General features: G+C 40.2%; 18 protein-coding genes and 1 riboswitch. Of the genes, 10 read left to right on the plus strand and 8 right to left on the minus strand.

Going from position 1 to position 18,802, the window contains the following annotated elements; genetic code table 11:
• Positions 1-13: 13 nt before the first annotated feature.
• Both parC and parE read right to left on the minus strand, forming a co-directional pair.
• Complete coding sequence (gene parC, locus ACIQVU_RS00345) at positions 14-2,455, minus strand: DNA topoisomerase IV subunit A (protein WP_402893118.1); 2,442 nt, start codon at positions 2,453-2,455, stop codon at positions 14-16.
• Entirely contained in the window at positions 2,452-4,428 is a 1,977-nt protein-coding gene (gene parE / locus ACIQVU_RS00350; protein ID WP_340805953.1) for a DNA topoisomerase IV subunit B, read from the minus strand. Before parE ends, parC begins: the two co-directional genes overlap by 4 nt.
• A 445-nt stretch (positions 4,429-4,873) precedes the next feature.
• Between parE and plsY the strand changes: the two genes are divergently transcribed.
• From plsY to ACIQVU_RS00380, 6 genes are all read left to right on the plus strand, one after another.
• Entirely contained in the window at positions 4,874-5,476 is a 603-nt protein-coding gene (gene plsY / locus ACIQVU_RS00355) for a glycerol-3-phosphate 1-O-acyltransferase PlsY (protein ID WP_340805955.1), read from the plus strand.
• Positions 5,477-5,498: 22 nt separating this feature from the next.
• On the plus strand, positions 5,499-5,789 hold the full coding sequence (locus ACIQVU_RS00360; protein WP_340805956.1) for a HesB/YadR/YfhF family protein: 291 nt from the start codon (positions 5,499-5,501) through the stop codon (positions 5,787-5,789).
• A gap of 111 nt (positions 5,790-5,900) precedes the next feature.
• On the plus strand, positions 5,901-7,427 hold the full coding sequence (locus ACIQVU_RS00365) for a spore germination protein (protein ID WP_340805957.1): 1,527 nt from the start codon (positions 5,901-5,903) through the stop codon (positions 7,425-7,427).
• Between the two features lie 3 nt (positions 7,428-7,430).
• A complete protein-coding gene (locus tag ACIQVU_RS00370; protein WP_402893123.1) occupies positions 7,431-8,618 on the plus strand; it encodes a Ger(x)C family spore germination protein in 1,188 nt (395 codons plus the stop codon).
• 15 nt (positions 8,619-8,633) lie between these two features.
• The gene (locus ACIQVU_RS00375; RefSeq protein WP_340805960.1) at positions 8,634-8,867 is read left to right on the plus strand and encodes a hypothetical protein; all 234 of its coding nucleotides are present in this window, start codon (positions 8,634-8,636) and stop codon (positions 8,865-8,867) included.
• A gap of 20 nt (positions 8,868-8,887) precedes the next feature.
• Positions 8,888-9,997 (plus strand): GerAB/ArcD/ProY family transporter, encoded by a 1,110-nt coding sequence (locus ACIQVU_RS00380; protein WP_402893126.1) that lies wholly within the window; start codon positions 8,888-8,890, stop codon positions 9,995-9,997.
• Between the two features lie 32 nt (positions 9,998-10,029).
• Here the strand turns inward: ACIQVU_RS00380 and metA are convergent, their stop codons facing one another.
• A complete protein-coding gene (gene metA / locus ACIQVU_RS00385) occupies positions 10,030-10,965 on the minus strand; it encodes a homoserine O-acetyltransferase MetA (protein WP_340805963.1) in 936 nt (311 codons plus the stop codon).
• A 98-nt stretch (positions 10,966-11,063) separates the two neighbouring features.
• A riboswitch (SAM riboswitch) is annotated at positions 11,064-11,173 on the minus strand.
• 202 nt (positions 11,174-11,375) lie between these two features.
• Between metA and ACIQVU_RS00390 the strand changes: the two genes are divergently transcribed.
• Positions 11,376-11,747 carry a nucleotide excision repair endonuclease gene (locus tag ACIQVU_RS00390; RefSeq protein WP_340808574.1) on the plus strand — a complete coding sequence of 124 codons (372 nt, stop codon included), beginning with the start codon at positions 11,376-11,378 and terminating at the stop codon, positions 11,745-11,747.
• A gap of 63 nt (positions 11,748-11,810) precedes the next feature.
• Here ACIQVU_RS00390 and ACIQVU_RS00395 read toward each other — a convergent pair whose 3' ends face one another.
• Complete coding sequence (locus ACIQVU_RS00395; RefSeq protein ID WP_340805964.1) at positions 11,811-12,593, minus strand: TrmB family transcriptional regulator; 783 nt, start codon at positions 12,591-12,593, stop codon at positions 11,811-11,813.
• Positions 12,594-12,697: 104 nt separating this feature from the next.
• On the opposite strand from ACIQVU_RS00395, the gene ACIQVU_RS00400 reads away from it, so the two are divergent.
• Entirely contained in the window at positions 12,698-13,465 is a 768-nt protein-coding gene (locus ACIQVU_RS00400; RefSeq protein ID WP_340805965.1) for a TSUP family transporter, read from the plus strand.
• Between the two features lie 35 nt (positions 13,466-13,500).
• On the opposite strand, the gene panF is transcribed toward ACIQVU_RS00400, so the two are convergent.
• The 3 genes from panF to ACIQVU_RS00415 form a co-directional block, all read right to left on the minus strand.
• Positions 13,501-14,949: a sodium/pantothenate symporter gene (gene panF, locus ACIQVU_RS00405; RefSeq protein WP_340805967.1), complete on the minus strand. Its 1,449-nt coding sequence runs from the start codon at positions 14,947-14,949 to the stop codon at positions 13,501-13,503.
• On the minus strand, positions 14,949-15,206 hold the full coding sequence (locus ACIQVU_RS00410) for a YhdT family protein (protein ID WP_340805968.1): 258 nt from the start codon (positions 15,204-15,206) through the stop codon (positions 14,949-14,951). The genes panF and ACIQVU_RS00410 overlap by 1 nt, the downstream gene beginning before the upstream one ends.
• Positions 15,207-15,422: 216 nt before the next feature.
• Positions 15,423-16,403 (minus strand): diaminopimelate dehydrogenase, encoded by a 981-nt coding sequence (locus ACIQVU_RS00415; RefSeq protein ID WP_340805969.1) that lies wholly within the window; start codon positions 16,401-16,403, stop codon positions 15,423-15,425.
• A gap of 257 nt (positions 16,404-16,660) precedes the next feature.
• Between ACIQVU_RS00415 and ACIQVU_RS00420 the strand changes: the two genes are divergently transcribed.
• Positions 16,661-16,873: a hypothetical protein gene (locus ACIQVU_RS00420; RefSeq protein ID WP_340805970.1), complete on the plus strand. Its 213-nt coding sequence runs from the start codon at positions 16,661-16,663 to the stop codon at positions 16,871-16,873.
• A 2-nt stretch (positions 16,874-16,875) separates the two neighbouring features.
• Here ACIQVU_RS00420 and yeiL read toward each other — a convergent pair whose 3' ends face one another.
• Positions 16,876-17,538, minus strand: a complete 663-nt coding sequence (gene yeiL / locus ACIQVU_RS00425; RefSeq protein ID WP_340805972.1) for a transcriptional regulator YeiL — start codon at positions 17,536-17,538, stop codon at positions 16,876-16,878.
• 98 nt (positions 17,539-17,636) lie between these two features.
• Between yeiL and ACIQVU_RS00430 the strand changes: the two genes are divergently transcribed.
• On the plus strand, positions 17,637-18,788 hold the full coding sequence (locus ACIQVU_RS00430; RefSeq protein WP_340805973.1) for an MFS transporter: 1,152 nt from the start codon (positions 17,637-17,639) through the stop codon (positions 18,786-18,788).
• Positions 18,789-18,802: the final 14 nt, after the last annotated feature.

The following is an 18,802-nucleotide window of genomic DNA, read 5'->3' on the forward strand; positions in this document are numbered from 1 at the left end:
GGTGAACCTGTAACTAGCTTTCTTCTACGTCTTCTTTTTTGTCAATCACGACATGCGAAATGGCGCCATCTGTTGCAATATCAACCTTAAAGGAGCCGTTGGAATGACGGTCTGCACGTGTTAAAGCCCGTACATCCAAGACCTCCTGTACACCTTTTTCCGTTTCAATAACCACCCGCTCCTGATCGGTAGCCTGCACAACGGCAACAATACGGTGTGGATTTGCTTTTAACTCGGTCAAGACCTTAAGCCCGCGTTTTGCTCGGCTTGCCATCTCAACTTCCGTCACATTCATTTTCTTAACAGCTCCGCGCTGTGTCACAATAACAACATACTGTGTTACATCAGGCTGTAACACAGTGACACCCACTAAGGATTCTCCCTCCTTTAATGTGATCCCTTTTACGCCACCTGTTTTAACACCTGTTACAGGTAATTCTTCCATTGGGAAACGAATAGCATAGGCAGTATCCGTTGTGAGCATCAGCTCTACCTCATCTGTGACAGGTGCGGCATAAATCATTATATCGCCAGCCTTCACATTCATTGTTTTAATGGGCTTTGAATAACGAGTTACAGCATAATCGGCTAATGGTGATCGCTTAATTTGACCATCCTTTGTTGCTGTAAGAATATATGTGTTTGGCCGCTCAAAAGTGGCAAAGCCATACGCAGCAATAATAGATTCATCCTCACCTGTTGGCACAATGCTAGATATATGCTGACCGAGTTCCTTCCAGCGAATATCAGGCAGCTCATGAACAGGCTGATAAATATAATTGCCTCGATTTGTAAAGAGTAATAGATGGTGCTGTGTATTTAACGTTGCCTCATACAATAAATAATCCGAATCCTTCATGGCACAATCTTGCCCATTGGAAGCGGCATGTGAGCGTGTGGATGTACGTTTAATATAGCCATCCTTTGTTACAGTGACCACCACTTCCTCACTTGGCACAAGCACATCTAACGTAATTTTAATTTCTTCAATTTCCTGCTCAATCTTCGAGCGGCGAGGTTCTGTAAAGCGTTTCTTAATATCTAGCAACTCTTGTTTAATAACGCGCACAAGCTTAGCCTCACTTTGCAGAATCCCCTCTAGCTTCGCAATTAACTTATTTAACTCATCCTGTTCCTGACGTAGCTCCGTAATATCCGTATTTGTTAAACGGTATAATTGCAAGCTAACAATTGCCTCTGCCTGCACCTCAGTAAAATCGAACTTCGCTTGTAAATTCTGCTTGGCATCCTTTTTATCATTAGAAGAACGAATCGTTGCAATGACTTCATCTAAAATAGATAGTGCTTTAATTAGCCCATCAACAATATGTGAACGATCCTTTGCTTTTTGTAAATCGTAAATAGAACGATTTGTGACAACTTCCTTTTGATGGGCGATATAAGCATCCAATAACAATGGTAGGGTCATCATCGTTGGACGACGATTATGAATGGCAATCATATTAAAATTGTAAGCAATTTGTAAATCGGTTGTTTTAAATAAATACTGTAAAATGCCTTGCCCTGGCACATCTTTTTTCAGCTCGATGACGATACGTAAGCCTGTACGGTCGGATTCATCGCGAATTTCGGCAATTCCTTCTAGGCGCTTATCGACGCGTTGCTCATCAATTTTTTTCACAAGATTTGCTTTATTGACATCGTATGGCAATTCCGTAATAACAATTTGCTCCTTGCCACCCTTAATCGGCTCCACAACAGCCTGTGCGCGTACAATAATTTTGCCACGACCTGTTTCATAAGCCTTTTTAATGCCTTCAACACCTTGAATAATGCCACCAGTTGGGAAATCAGGTCCCTGAATAACCGTCATTAATTCATCCACTGTAGCAGTTGGCTTGTCTAAGCGCATTAAAACAGCATCTAACACCTCATCTAGTGCATGTGGTGGAATATCTGTGGCATAGCCAGCAGAAATCCCTGTTGAGCCATTGACCAATAAATTTGGGAAGCGTGCAGGTAGCACCGTTGGCTCCATATCCTGATCATCAAAGTTCGGCACAAACTCTACCGTTTTCTTACCGATATCTCGCAGCATTTCCGCCGCAATCGTAGAAAGTCGTGCCTCTGTATAACGCATCGCAGCAGGCGGGTCCCCATCCACTGAGCCATTATTTCCATGCATTTCAATCAGCATATGACGCGCTTTCCAATCCTGACTCATACGTACCATCGCTTCATAGACAGAGCTATCGCCGTGTGGATGGTAATTCCCAATCACATTCCCGACGGTTTTAGCCGATTTACGGAATGGCTTATCATGTGTATTGCCCTCTGTATACATTGCATATAAAATACGGCGCTGTACAGGTTTAAGACCGTCACGTGCATCAGGCAACGCGCGGTCTTGAATAATATATTTACTATAGCGACCAAAACGGTCACCCATTACTTCTTCTAAAGGTAAATCTTGAAACTTTTCCGTACTATTCATGCTTGGCCCTCCTCCTGCTGGATGAATTCATTGTCTAAAATATTGACATCATCCTCCATGCCGAAATCGACATTGGCTTCAATCCATTTACGACGTGGCTCTACTTTATCGCCCATTAATGTTGTGACACGTCTTTCTGCTCGTGCACCATCCTCGATTGTGACACGAATTAATGTACGTGTTTCAGGGTTCATGGTTGTATCCCATAGCTGGTCTGCGTTCATCTCACCAAGCCCTTTGTAGCGCTGTAGTATGTAACCCTTACCCACTTTTTTAATGGCCTTTTGTAAATCGCTTTCTGTCCAAGCATATTCAACCACTTCTTTTTTCCCTGTTCCTTTGGACACTTTATACAATGGTGGTAGTGCAATAAAGACCTTGCCTGCCTCAATAAGTGGGCGCATATAACGATAGAAAAACGTTAATAGCAGCACTTGAATATGAGCCCCATCCGTATCAGCATCGGTCATAATCACAACTTTATTGTACGCTGAATCTTCAACGGAGAAATCTGACCCAACACCTGCGCCAATCGCATGAATAATCGTTGAAATTTCCTCGTTTTTCATAATATCTTGCAGCTTTGCCTTTTCGGTATTAATGACCTTCCCGCGCAATGGTAAAATCGCTTGGAATGTGCGATCACGACCTTGCTTCGCGGAGCCGCCCGCAGAATCGCCCTCGACCAAATACAGCTCGTTTCTAGCAGCGTTGCGTGATTGTGCAGGCGTTAATTTTCCTGATAAAATCGTGCTACCCTTTTTATTTTTCTTGCCATTTCGTGCATCCTCACGCGCTTTTCGAGCCGCCTCACGCACTTGCTGGGCACGAATCGCCTTTCGCACAAGAGATGCCGATAATTCTGCATTTTCCTCCAGCACATATAAAATTTGCTCAGATACAACACTATCTACGGCAGAACGAGCTTCACTTGTACCAAGTTTACCCTTTGTTTGTCCTTCAAATTGCAGTAAATGCTCTGGAATTCGCACAGATACAATGGCTGCTAGACCTTCCCGAATATCCGTTCCTTCTAGGTTTTTATCCTTTTCCTTCAGCAAGCCAATTTTTCTTGCATACTCATTAAATACACGTGTGAGTGCCGCTTTTGCACCTGTTTCATGTGTGCCACCATCACGCGTACGCACATTATTGACAAAGGATAAAATTGTTTCCGAGTAGCCATCGTTATATTGAAAGGCAAATTCTACTTCAATATCATCTTGGATACCTTCTACATATTTTACAGGATGTAGCACATCCTTTTCTTCATTCAAATACGCAACGAAAGCTTCAATGCCGTTCTCATAAAAGAACACATCCTTTTTGCCTTCCTCGCGCTCATCAATTAATTCAATTTTTAAGCCCTTTAATAAAAAGGCTGACTCGCGTAAACGCTCTGCTAATGTATCATAGTTAAATTTCGTCACAGAGAAAATTGTTTCATCTGGCAAAAAACGAACAAGTGTTCCTGTTTGCTTTGTTTGTCCGATGTCTTCAAGCGTTGTCACAGGATGTCCACCATTTTCAAAACGCTGACGATAGATTTTCCCGTCACGATGAATCGTTACCTCTAAAAACGTTGATAGCGCATTCACAACAGAAGAGCCTACACCATGCAAGCCGCCGCTTGTTTTATAGCCGCCTTGCCCAAATTTTCCGCCAGCATGTAACACAGTAAAAATAATTTCAGGCGTTGGCTTTCCCATTTTATGCATCCCTGTCGGCATCCCACGCCCAAAGTCACGCACACTTACACTTTGATCATTGTGAATCGTGACAATAATATGAGCCCCAAAGCCAGCCAGCGCTTCATCCACCGCATTATCTACAATTTCATACACAAGGTGGTGAAGTCCACGGCCATCCGTTGAACCGATATACATGCCAGGTCGTTTGCGTACCGCTTCTAATCCTTCTAATACTTGTATGGCGTCATCATTATAGACGCTCGGTGACTGTTTATTCGTCAAAAAATTCCCCTCCAAAAAACAAACGCATGTTCTATTACTATTCTCATCCTAATCAATCATAGCATTTCCTGTCAAGCACTAGCGACAAGTCGTTGTTATTTTACTTTGTATATAGTAAACATCTGCAACACTTGCTTAAAATTGGGATTTCAACAACACAGCTAGCTACTTATCGTCCGTATCATTTGACGAACCCTTTCATATTTAGTTGCAAACATTTGAACGGACAAACTAGCGTCAGACTACTATTCTATCAAAGGAATGATCGATTGACAAAATGACCATTATCCCTATATTTACCCAATTACTCTCTAGTAGTTGGATTATCTATTGAATTCAAGGCTTGCTACGAATTCTCCTTCCGAACATTGTAGATTCGCAAGAAAAAGTGTAAAATACTTGTGACAAACTATTCGTTATCAAGTGAAGGAAAGGAATCCACCTTATGATCAATGGACTTATTATTTTATGCGCTTATCTAATCGGCTCTATACCTTCTGGATTATGGATAGGCAAACTTTTTTATCATACAGATATTCGTGAGCATGGCAGTGGGAACCTAGGTGCAACCAATACCTTTCGCATCTTAGGGAAAAAGGCAGGCATTGTTGTAACAATCATGGATGTTTTAAAGGGGACAGCCGCTGTTTTATTAGTGGCATTGCCTTTTTTTGCAGATAGCTCCATCCATCCATTAATGCTTGGCTTGGTTGCGGTAATTGGTCATATGTTCCCTATCTTTGCCAATTTCCGTGGCGGCAAAGCAGTGGCAACATCAGCAGGGGTATTGCTTGGTTACTCATGGCCGCTCTTCGTTCTGCTCTTTATTACATTTATTGTGACATTAAAAATCACAAAAATCGTTAGCTTAACATCTATGATAGCCGCATTAGTAGCACTTATTTATGCAATCGTTTATTATTTTGTTACAGGCGATTATGCATTAGGTATCCTAGTAGCCTTTTTATTTACCTTTATTATTTACCGTCACCGTGCTAATATTGCCCGTATTAAAAATGGCACGGAGCCAAAGGTCAAATGGCTTTAGGAAAAGAGAGGAGCATATACGTATGAACATTGCATTAACAGATCAGGCATTACAATGGTTTAAACAGGAGATGGAAGTGGAGCCTGGCGATACGATTCGCTTTTATGCTCGCTATGGTGGCTCTAGCCCATTTCATGAAGGCTTTTCACTTGGGATGACACGTGAAGAACCGATTGCCATTGGTGTGCAAACCGTGGTTGATGATGTAACCTATTACATCGAAGAAAAAGATTTATGGTTCTTTAACGAGCATAGTTTATATGTAGATGTTGATACAAGTAACGATGAATTACAATACGACTATCGTACATAAAGCAGTATATCGCTAAGATATATTGCTTTTTTTAATGTCTACTATCGTTTATCTCCCGCTAAAATTGTCTATTCTATAAATAATGACTGTCCTAGTTGAGGAGGAACACGCATGACGATCTCTCACAATACCGATACCTCCCCATTATATACATCACTATCTAAAAATCTGCAAACAATTAAGCATGCACTCGGTCATAGTAATGACCTTATGATACGTGAAATAATCATTGATAGCGTAGATCACTACACCCTTGCTGTTATTTCGATTGATGGCTTAGCTGATAAAATGATGATTGCAGATGATACTATTGATAAATTAACAGCCCATATCGAAGAAGAACAGCAGATTGATATAGCCACAATTCAGCAATATATTGGGAATGCCTATTTAACAGTTGGTGATATTGCAAATATCGAGCATTTTACAACATTGTATCGAGCGATTTTCAATGGTGAAACTGTCATTCTTTTGGACGGCTTTGCAGCAGGCATTGCTACCAACACGAAAAATGTGAAAGATCGCGCTGTTACAGAGCCATCCACCGAATCTGTTATTCGCGGACCAAAAGAAGCCTTTACAGAAACATTACGGACCAATACAGCATTAATTCGCCGAAAAATTAAAAGCCCTAACCTTTGGATAAAATCTCGTGTTATTGGTGATGTGACACAAACCAATATAGCTATCATGTATATCAATGGCATTGCTAATGACAAAATTGTCGCTGAAGTATTAGCACGTTTAGACCGTATTCAGACAGATAGCATTTTAGAGAGCGGCTATATTGAGGATTATATACAAGATGAGAAAAAATCGATTTTTCCTACTGTCTACAACTCTGAGCGTCCCGACGTTATTGCAGCTGAACTGCTTGAAGGCAAAGTAGCGATATTGGTCGATGGTACACCCTTTGTATTAGTTGTACCTGCATTATTCACATCCTTTCTACAATCAGCAGAGGATTACTATCAGCACTGGTTTATTAGCACGCTCATTCGTATATTACGATTTTTTGGTATTAGCTTAGCCTTAGTTGCCCCTTCACTTTATGTAGCTATTACAACCTTTCACCAAGAAATGCTGCCAACACCCATGCTGATTAGTATCGCCTCCCAACGAGAGGGTGTGCCCTTTCCAGCCGTCGTGGAAGCATTAATTATGGAGGTTGCCTTTGAAATATTACGTGAGGCAGGACTTCGTATGCCAAGGACCATTGGACCTGCTGTATCCATTGTTGGTACGCTTGTTATTGGGCAGGCAGCGGTTGATGCAGGCGTTGTATCAGCAGTAATGGTGATTATTGTAGCCTTAACAGCCATTTGTAGCTTTTTATTTCCAGCATATGGCTTATCGAATACCATTCGTGTGCTACGCTTCCCTTTAATGATTGTGGCAGCCATGTTTGGCTTATTCGGTGTTATGTTTGGCATTATGCTGATCATTCTTCATTTATGTAGCATTCGTACATTTGGCGTGCCTTATTTAAGCCCATTTGCACCGTTTATCACAAAGGATCAAAAAGATGCATTTCTATTGTTCCCACGCAGTCGATTGCTGACACGACCTCGCTTGATTAATCAAAAAAACATCGTTAGAGGACGTTCCTATATCACTCGTAAAGGACGAAAGGAATAAGTAATGACAAAAATAAAAAAAATTGGCTTACTATGCATCCTGACCTTGCTATTAGGTGGATGCTGGAGTAAACATGAATTAAATGAATTAGCGATTGCTATAGCACTTGGTATTGATAAGGTCGGAGATGACTATGAAATCACCGTGCAAATTGTTGACCCTAGTGAAATTTCCGTGCGTCAAGTTTCTGCGCAACGCTCCCCTGTCGTTACATACCATACAAAGGAAAAAAGCATCTTTGAGGCATTGCGAAAAATGACAACACTTGCAGCAAGAAAGCCCTATTTTTCGCACCTGCAAGTCGTTGTGCTAGGAGAAGACCTTGCCAAAGAGGGCATTCAGGAACCGCTCGATTTTATTGCGCGCGATCATGAGTTTCGCAATGATTTCAATGTGATTATGTCTTATGAGGCGACAGCAAAGGAAGTATTAAATGTCCTGACCCCCATTGAAAAAGTACCTGCTAATAAAATTGTCAATTCTCTTCGAACCTCTGAACATGCCTGGGGCTCAATCATGACAATTACTATTGATGAATTAGTCAATACCCTGAATAACAAAGAGAAGGGCACTGTTTTGGCAGCTATTGAAATTCAAGGTGATAAGAAGCTAGGCATGGACCAAACAAATGTACAACGAATCCAAACACCCGTATTATTGCGTTATGCAGGCTTAGCCGTTTTAGAGGAGGGGCGATTTGTAGGCTTGCTGTCAGAGGAAGAAAGCCGAAGCATTGGCTTTTTAAAAGATAGCATTCATAGCACGGCTGAAATCATTGCCTGCCCTGAACAGGGATCATTATCAACAGAAATTATACAATCTGATACGAAGGTAAAGGGATCTTTTGAGCGGGGACAGCCTAAAATAGCTGTGCAAATTCATATTATTCAAAATGTGGCAGAGGTGAAATGTACCATCAATCTTACAGAAGATACAACCATTCAGACCATTAATCAAATAACCGCACAAGATATTCAACAACAAATTGAGCAAGCATTAGCAACTATTCAACAATACTATCAGGTCGATATTGTAGGATTTAGCAATGTTCTACACCGAGCTGATGCAAAGCAATGGAAAAAAATCAAATCCGATTGGGCTACTATTTTCCCAACATTGCAGGTTGATGTAAAGGTCGATGTGCAAACCCAAGGATCGGGCACTATCCAAAATTCAATAACCAACAAGTGAAAGGAGACAGGATAGATGATTTTGGCAAGCGTCGTTTTAATAATTTCTATCATAATTGCCTGCCAATGGATACCCAAGCTAAAGCAGCAGCAAGCACTAAACACCATGATCGTATTTTCCCTTCTTTTACTCATTGGCACTGTTTTAAATATGGGTATTTTCCTAAAAATCAAAATACCTAGCCCATTCGACGGTATTACTTTTATCCTTTCACCCCTTAAAGAATATATTGTTTCATTCACCAAATAAATAGTTGGAGGCATCATAAGATGGAAAAAGAAATCATTAGCACAAGACAATTTACCATTATTACCATACTCTACTCCATCGGGACAGCTATTTTAATTATACCTGGTAGCATTGCTAATGCTGCCAAGCAGGATGCATGGATTGCTGCGATTATTGGTGTCATAATCAGTTTACTAAATGTAAAATTATTTATGACATTAGCCAAGCAAACACCTACACTAACGTTTGTTGAGGCAAATAAGAAAATTTTAGGACGCTTTTTTGGCACAATGACAGCGCTATGCTTTGTCATCGTGACCATTCTTTCAGCAGGCGAATTATTATATTTTATTGGGATTTTTATGCAAACGGAAATCATGCCCGAAACACCTATGATGGCTTTTGCCCTGCTGTTTAGCATTATTATTATGTATGCAGCTTACTTAGGTATTGAAACATTTGTACGTTCGGCAGAAATTCTCTTTCCACTGTTTCTCTTTATTTTTATTTTTTTCGTGATTTGTATTACACCACAGATTACATTGGACAATATACAGCCCGTGCTGGAGGCGTCGAAGACATCCATGCTGTATAGTATTATGCGCTTTTTAAGTATCTTTTCCTTTCCATCAGTGCTGCTATTGATGCTCTATCCCCTGACAGTCAATGTCCAACATTCTGTGCAGAAGGGCTTTTATATTGGTACAATAATTGGTGGCATTGTATTAACAACAATGGTTACACTGTCCATACTTGTCTTAGGGCCAGATAGTACAACCGCTCGAACCTTCCCTAGCTATGCACTTGCCCAAAGAATATCCATTGGTTATTTTTTAGAACGTATTGAGGTATTGATGGCTGTTATGTGGATTATCTCCCTTTATATTCGCTCATTTATGTACTTCTATACAAGTGTTGTCGGGCTTGCGCAAGTGTTGAACATTAAGGATCATCGACCACTCATTTTGCCAATGGGCCTGATAGTCATTGGTCTATCGCAAATTCTTCATCCAAGTATTGTTCATTCCAATAACTACAATAATGAAATTTGGCCCATTTTATCATTTATTGTAATGATTTTACTACCTATTGTAATGCTTATTGTCGCTGTCATACGCAAGTCGAAGTTACAAAAAAAAGAAGAAGTCTAATTTCTGCGTGGAAATTAGACTTTTTAAATGGCTTAAATATGGAATTCAATTTCATCCACAAAGTCCCATTCGTACGGTGTTTCTTGGTAAACATAGTAGTTCAGCCAGTTTGAAAACAATAAATGCGTATGAGCACGCCATGTATTAATCGGTGCTTGTGCTGGGTCATCATTTGGGAAATAGTTGACAGGCACTGCCGTATCAAGCCCCTTCGCTATATCGCGATGATATTCATCCGCCAATGTTGTCGCATCGTACTCTAAATGACCTGTAATCATAATATTTTTATTATCCTTCGATTGGACGATAAAGACACCTGCCTCCTCCGAATAGGATAACAAGCGTAAATCAGGATGATTGCGTACCTCGTCAATGGATACAGAAGTATGGCGTGAATGCGGTGCTGTAAATAAATCGCTAAAGCCACGCACTAAATCAACCGTTAAATCAGTAATAACATGGGAATAAACCCCCGAGCATTTAGCAGGAAGCTCAAATTTCCCAATACCATAATGATGATAGAGTGCCGCCTGTGCCCCCCAACAAATATGAAGAACAGATGTAACATTCGTTTTGGACCAATCCATAATGTCCTTTATTTCTTGCCAATAGTTTACATCCTCAAATTCCATTTTCTCGACTGGCGCTCCTGTAATAATCATGCCATCATAACGGCGATGGCGAATTTGTGAGAACGTTGTGTAAAATAGCTGTAAATGTGATTTACTCACATTTTTCGATTTATGTGTAGCTGTATTTAAAAAGGTAATATTAACCTGTAGCGGCGTATTCCCTAGTAAACGTAATAATTGTAGCTCTGTTTTTTCCTTTTCAGGCATTAAATTTAAAATTAATATACTTAACGGACGAATTTGCTGTGTTCGTGCGCGGTCCTCTTCCATCACGAAGATTTTTTCCTCACGTAAATGTTCTCCAGCTGGTAAGTTTTTCGGAATATTAATTGGCATCTTGCATTCCCCTCTCTCTTTTCAGTAAAGCCTGCTTCAAATTAAAAAATCCCCCTCATTCCATACGAGATAGAATGAGAAGGATTTTTTCACGTCCACTCTTATCTCTCAAAGGAGTACCTTTGCTGGAATTAGCACCTTTCTAACAAATTGTTAGAGGTTGCTGAAGCGTCATCGGGCCAAATCCCTCAGCTTCTCTTGATAAGATTTATTTAACTATATCGAATTGTAGCATGAACTAGTAGGAATAGCAATAATTCATAGAATATTTTGTGATTCATTTGTATGTTCCCTATTTTATTGCCCCATACTAGGCTGTGTATATCACTTTTTCTAGATGAAATTTTATGGTAAGCATACCGTAATTATGTTATCATATAGCTTTAGGGATAGAGAGGAACGTGAAAAACTTGATTAAAATTGAATTTCCAAAACCAGATGTAGTCATTCGTCAGCGTGAGCAAGATGTAAAGCCTGGTGATGTGCCGATTACACCTTACCATGGATTTATTGACTTCCATAAAATCACACGCGAAAAAGGCGGCATTTTCTTATTTTATAATGAAAAAAATGAGCTATTATTTGTCGGGAAAGCTCGCAAAATTCGCCAACGTATTAAAAAGCACTTTGAAGACAATGTATCGCCAATGAAAAATCATCGTGATGAAATTTTTAAAATTGAAGTATATGAAATAGAAGACCCAATGGAACGTGAAATTTACGAAACATATGCCATCAATGTCTTCCGCTCCAAATACAATGTAGACAAAGTATTTTACTAAGAAAAGGTGAAATCTCTTGCAATAAGGGATTTCACTTTTTTTCTTGGCTTATATGCTAGAGCTTTAGTTGAGGAAAAAGGCTTGTCGCTCTTTAGTAATCCATTCCTCCAATGCTTGGTCATCGCGCTTGATTAAGCGATTGACCAGCACATCATGCCAAATATAATCCTCCAGCAAATAAATATGCACAGGGTCCGTTGTAATAAAGGCAATTTCCTGATTGGATGGTACATGCCCATAAATCATTTGCTGTCCATCCACTGACATAATAAACCAATGCGGTGTAGATGTTTTTTTTGTATAGCGTGTCATGCGATGCTGATCCAATGTAGCAATCGGGTTTTCCACATAGAAGGTAATGCCATGGATAGGCACACGCTGTGCTGCCTCTTGAATCGCTTCATCTAACGCCTCATACATATCCTCCCACATTGATAATAGCACCTTCTGCTTAGCATTTTGGAGCAGCGATTGACAATAGTTGATAATCGCCTCCTTGCCCTTTAACATAACGACTTTATGCTCCGCTTCCTGCTCTTTTGCTTCTAGCCTAGCTAACTTTGTACCAATGGATGTAAAATTAGCCTGCCAACGCTGCTGCATTTGCTGTAAAAAAACTGCGACAGGCAGTGCAGCATATATCGTTTGCTCGGCTGTTTCCTCCTTAAGCACAATCCCCTTGTCAACAAGGCTTGTTAAAATATCATAAATTCTAGCACGGGGTATTCCTGAATTTTTACTAACCTGATAGGCATTTACATGGCTATGCTGGACAAGGGCTGTATAAGCCTTTGCTTCATATTCGGTAAAGCCTAGCTCCTTTAATTGGACGATTAATTCCTCCATCAAATCCCTCCATTGCCTTTATTATAAACGAAAAAATGAAGGGTTTACAGCATTCATCAAATTAGTTACTATTCTAGTAGTAACTAATTTAGTGGGGTGTCAGCATGTTTTTCGATATAGATATACATATTCTTCTTTTATTAATTGCCTTTGGTTTTTTAGCAGCCTTTATTGATTCTGTTGTAGGTGGCGGTGGCTTAATTTCATTACCCGCTTTACTATTTGCTGGACTAAATCCAGCCGCTGCTGTTGCAACAAATAAGCTTGCAGGCTCGATGGGTTCACTTACCTCCACTATTTCCTTTTATCGTTCTGGGCAGCTTGAGATTCGCCCTGTTCTTAAATATTTTCCGCTCGCCTTTATTGGCTCATTGTTCGGCGCGTGGACCGTGCATTTAATCAACCCAGCACTCTTAAAGCCATTAATGCTTGTCATGCTGGCAGCGGTGGCAGTTTACACAATCTTTAAAAAGGATTGGGGCGCTGTGGCAGCCGTGAAAACTCTTTCGCGCACGCATTTACTGCTATTTATGGCTTTATTATTTAGCATTGGCTTTTATGATGGATTTCTTGGTCCTGGAACAGGCTCTTTTTTAATTTTTAGCTTTTTACTTGTAGGCTTTGATTTTTTAAAGGCTGCGGGCAATGCAAAGTTTTTAAATTTAGCAAGCAATGTAGCAGGTCTTTGTATGTTTGCCTACTTAGGGCAAATTCATTATGTCTATGGTCTTGTCATGGGGATTGCACAAATTGCGGGGGCTGTGGTTGGTTCACGCCTAGCGATTCAAAAAGGAAGCGGCTTTGTTCGTATACTATTTATTGTTGTTACAATAGCGCTACTTGCTAAAAATGCCTATGATTATCTAAAGTAAAAAAACGCCGCAGAAGCTTATTCTACGGCATTTTTTTATTCAATGATGAGCGCTGTATCTTTCACTTTATGATGTGTCAGCAAACTAACGCTGACAAAAATAAACAAGGATGCCATAATTGGAATCGTCACTGTATGCATGCCGAAAATAGAAGGGTAGTATCGATCAATAACAATATATAAGGTCATTCCTGCAATCATGGAGGCAATTGCTCCATATTTATTTGCCTTTTTCCAATACAGCCCTAGCACAACCGACCATATAAAGACTGCCTCTAGCCCACCAAAGGCAAATAAATTTAGCCAAATTAAAAAGTCTGGTGGATTCAGCGCAAAGAGAATAACCGCTAAGCCAATCACCGTTGTAACGATAAAGCTTACCCGTTTAATCTCTGTATCGTTCGCTGCTGGTTTTATATAATTTAAATAAATATCCTTCACAACTGTTGAGCTCACAAGCATTAATAGCGCATTGACTGTTGACATTGTAGCCGCCATTGGTGCAGCTAGTACAATGCCCGCTAAAAATGGCGGTAGCACCTTTAATGTTAGTAATGGCATCACCTTATCGCCAATTTCAATCCCCGGTAAGACAGGTCTTGCTAAAACACCAATTAAGTGCATCCCAAACATAATTGTCCCTATGGCAACCGTGCCAATGAGAATCGCAAGGTGCATACTTTTTGAATCCTTGTAGCTCATCGCACGTACAGCAATTTGCGGAAGCCCTACAACACCTACGCCAATTAAAATCCAAAATGTTGACACATAGAGCGGTGTTAAATCCCCCTCTGCCCCAAATGGTGATACAAAATTAGGGTTTTCAGCAACGAGTGAAGCCATAATATTGTCGATGCCACCCCCTGCCACAATGGTACCGATTAATAAAATAATTGTCCCAATCACCATAATCGTACCCTGAACAGTGTCTGTTAAGGCAACAGCTCGAAAGCCGCCAATAATGACATAAACTAAAACAGAAATCGCAAAAATAAAAAGTGCCGCTGTGTAGCTTAAGCCTGTTAATGACTCAATTAAACGTGCCCCACCTACCCATTGCGCCATCATTGCGGAAAATAAAAAGACAATAATACTAATAGCCGATACGATCACAATGGTATGGCTTTGATAGCGCTCTCGTAAAAAGTCGATTAATGTAATAGCTTGATAGCGGCGAGCAATAATCGCAAATTTCTTCCCTAGTATCATCAGCACAAAATAACCCGCAGGCAGCTGTGCCATTGCCAGCAATACCCAGCCAAGCCCTTTTGTATAAGCAACCCCAGGGCCTCCAATAAAGCTACTTGCACTGCCATAGGTCGCAATCATCGTCATCGCAAGGATAAAGCCGCCCATTTCACGGCCGCCAAGAAAATACTCCTGCAAAAAGGAATTGGAAGAGCGAATATGCTGATTAGCCCAAATACCAATACCAAAAATAATTATCAAAAATAATACCAATGGAAACACAACTTGCCAATGCATTAGCGATCCTCCTCCCCAAATGGAACCTCTTTAAAAAAGAGCTTCATCACAATCCAGATAAGCAGGATCATAAAGCCTGTCCCCGCAATACAGCTATAGAAAAACCATGCAGGAAATCCTAGGATATACGAATAATTTGCTGGATCACCTGCACCCAGCCCATACGCAAAGCCAAACCAAATGGCAAAATTAATGAGGACAAGTCCTATCCCAATAAGCGCCTCTTTATGCGCTATTCTAAAGCGTTGATCTTTCACACAACAATCCTCCTAACCTCCTCTATTTTACTGATATGTTTGCCTGATGGGAAGCATTGTGTTTTCAGAGCTCCTATTCGGACGGATTGAGTCCTATCCGTCGATTTAGCATGGCTATCCGTCAGTTTCATAGTTCTATCCATCACTTTTGCATTTCTATCCACGCCATAAAAAACCCTAATTATCAAATAAATGATAATCAGGGCTCGTTGAGAGTTATAGTAATTCCTTGCGTAGTTCAGCTGCTGATTTTGGTGATAGCAGACCGAATGGGATATCGAATACTGTTTTCGCGCCCTTATCACCTGCTTGGCTTAGGCGATGTGCTGCACGTGCATAGGCTACTAATACACTAGATGTGAAGTTTGGATTACTTTCAAGCTTTAATGAGAATTCAAGAATTTGTTTATCGTTAGCGCCACTCTCACCGCTGCGAATAACGAAGCCACCATGCGGCATACCTGTATGATTTGCTTTAAACTCTTCTTCAGAAATAAAGTTGACTGTTGTGTTATACTCATCAAAGTAGTTTGGCATTGTCACAATTTCTTGCTCAACTTTTGCTGCATCTGCGCCTTCTTCTAGCACAACCCAGCATTCACGGGCATGTTTTTCACGTGTTGATAGCTCAGGGTTTTCACCGTTACGTACACGCTCTACAGCTTCTTTTATTGGTAATGTGTATTGAACAGCATTTTTAACACCTTCGATACGACGAACTGCATCAGAGTGCCCTTGGCTTAAGCCATCTCCCCAGAACGTATATGTTGTACCAACTGGTAAGACAGATTCTCCTAGTAGGCGATTTAACGAGAATAAACCTGGGTCCCAACCCACTGAGATCACAGATACTTTCCCAGCTTGCTGTGCCGCTGCATCAACAGCCTCGAAAAATTCAGGAATTTTCGCATGTGTATCAAAGCTATCAATTGTATTAAACCATTGTGCAAAATGCGGACCTTGCTCTGGTAAATCTGTTGCAGAGCCACCACATAAAATCATAACATCAATGTCATTTTGGAATTTTTCTGCTTCATCTACTAAATATACACTAGCATTACTTGCTACGTTAACTGTTGAAGGATCACGGCGTGTAAACACCGCTACTAATTCCATATCTGGATTTTGTGAAATGGCATGCTCCACACCACGTCCTAAATTTCCATATCCTACAATACCTACTCGAATTGCACTCATTCAAATTCCTCCTAACGATTTCGTGACTATGTGAAAACCTTCACGTTAAATCTACATACAATAATACTTCGCGTTAGGAAAATTCACAATAGTTTGAGTACACTTTTTTTCAAGAATAGATATCCATTTTCTATGGTTTTCATCCCACAATTATATGAATGCGGTTACATAAAGGTTTTGTTAAAATCTTGTAAATAACGGCTATTTTCACAAGCCTTCTTGTACAATAAAGATAACGACAAAAGGGGGCATGTTGAATGAAAAGTAATGGTTATGTAACAAGCACAGCATTTGTACAAGGAGCACTACTTACATTCCATATGATACAAGCATATGGAGGCTGTTTACCCTTTAACGTTCTAAATCATGAGGCACACTTTTACCGTAGCAACAAGGAAGTTACACGCTGGCTCATTAAAAAAAGTGAATATAATAAAGACCCGAACTATCCTCAAAGTTCGGGTCTTTAACGCTACTGAATATCCTGCGCTAGCTGGGATAAACGCTTTTCGTCAATAATATAGTAACCCGCTTTTCGTTTTTCCAATATTCTTTCTTCGCAAAACTGCGCTAATACATATAATAAATGACGGTAGGAAACACCTAAATATTCACAGATTTCCGTATGCTTTTCTTTATAGATGCCTTGCTCGGCAGATAATTGAATAAAGGCAGCTAAACGATTTTCAAGTGGATAGGCTTGATTTTGTGTATATTTAGCCGTCATATTCGTTGCTTTTTCCCCTAAAAATAAACAAAGTCTACGTAAAAATAAAGCATCTGCAAGTAACTTTTCCTTACATGACTGACGAATAGAGTAACAAATGGTTGTTGCGACCGTTTGAATGCCCTTTGTGTACCTCGCCTCATTCAACAGCTCGATTTCCCCCATAAAAAGAGGTGCCTCTAAATAATCAATCAATGAAACCTTGCCATTTTTATGCGTCATATACAGCTTTGCCTTGCCCTCAACCATATAATACAATGTATCTGGAAAAGAGCCTTCCTGAAAAATCCATTCCCCTTTAGCAAATTGGCAAACCTCAAGGTATGGCTCAATATCAAATGAAAAAAAATCATCAATGGGATACTTTTTTAAATAATCACTACGTGCCTTCCCTGTTAAAATATGCATTTTTTTATGCGCTCCTTCAAAAAATATGAGATATCTCACATTATTGTAGCGATGAACGTGCTATGATTCAACATAGTTACTGGAGGTACGATAATTATATGAATCATCAACGATGGCTTTCTCAAAGTTTCTTTACCTTTTTTATGACATGGGGCATTTTCCTTCCCTATTGGACAGGCTGGCTTGTGGACGCTAAACAGTTAACAGTTTCTCAAGCAAGTGTTGTTATGGGCTGTGGCTTATTGGCACGTGCCATCTCGAATCTATTGCTCTTTCCTATGCTTGCAAAATATGTACATAATAAGCGTCTAATTACGATTTTAGCAATAGGCTCGCTACTAACGGCATTGCTTTATATCCCAAGCACTGGCTTTATCGCCTTATTAATCGTGACGATTTTATTTAGCACATTTTATCCAGCATTATTACCCGCTGTTGAAAGCAGTGCTGCAACGCTTGTCCAGCATAGCAATATTCACTATGGTAAGAGCCGCTCCTATGGCTCACTTGGCTTTGTTATCGCTGTATTAATTATTAGCATGCTAACAGGTGCTTTTGGTAAAAATGCGATTTTTTGGAGCATGATTATTGGGCTAGCTGGTATGCTGTTAATGCAGCAATTGGCAACACCAAAGGAATTACTCACTGTGCCGACAAAGGAGCAGCGTGCTAAATCACTATCCATGAAAACATTATGGCAAATAAAAGGCTTCCCGCTTGTGCTATTGATTGTTATTTTATTGCAGGGAGCACATGCCTCTTACTATAGCTACGGTTATATTTATTTAGAGGATTTACAGGTAGACCCCTTCTATATGGGCATGATTATTAATATCGCTGTTATTTGTGAAATTCTGTACTTTATGAAGGCTGATACAATATTGACAAAATGGCGCTCCTCATCTTTATTACTGCTGGCAGCGAGTGGCTCTTCCCTACGCTGGCTACTAATATTTATGTTTCCAAATGTTTGGGTTTTTATTGCTTCTCAAACATTGCACGCACTATCCTTTGCTCTTGCACACTTTGCCTTTATTCGCTATTTAACGCAAACCTTACCAAAGGAGCAAATTCCAAATGCACAGGGGCTTTACTCGGCATTAGCAATGGGCTTAAGCACAGCCATCTTAACATTTTTAGGCGGCTATTTATATGAATTTTCCCCAGGTCTATCCTTTGCTGCCATGCTGATTTGTACTGTGCCAGCGATCGCCATTTTGCTGATAACACGTCAGAAATACCAATATTAATTAACGGCAGGTGA

The organism is Lysinibacillus sp. NPDC098008 (assembly GCF_044760715.1).
Taxonomy (GTDB): Bacteria; Bacillota; Bacilli; order Bacillales_A; family Planococcaceae; genus Lysinibacillus.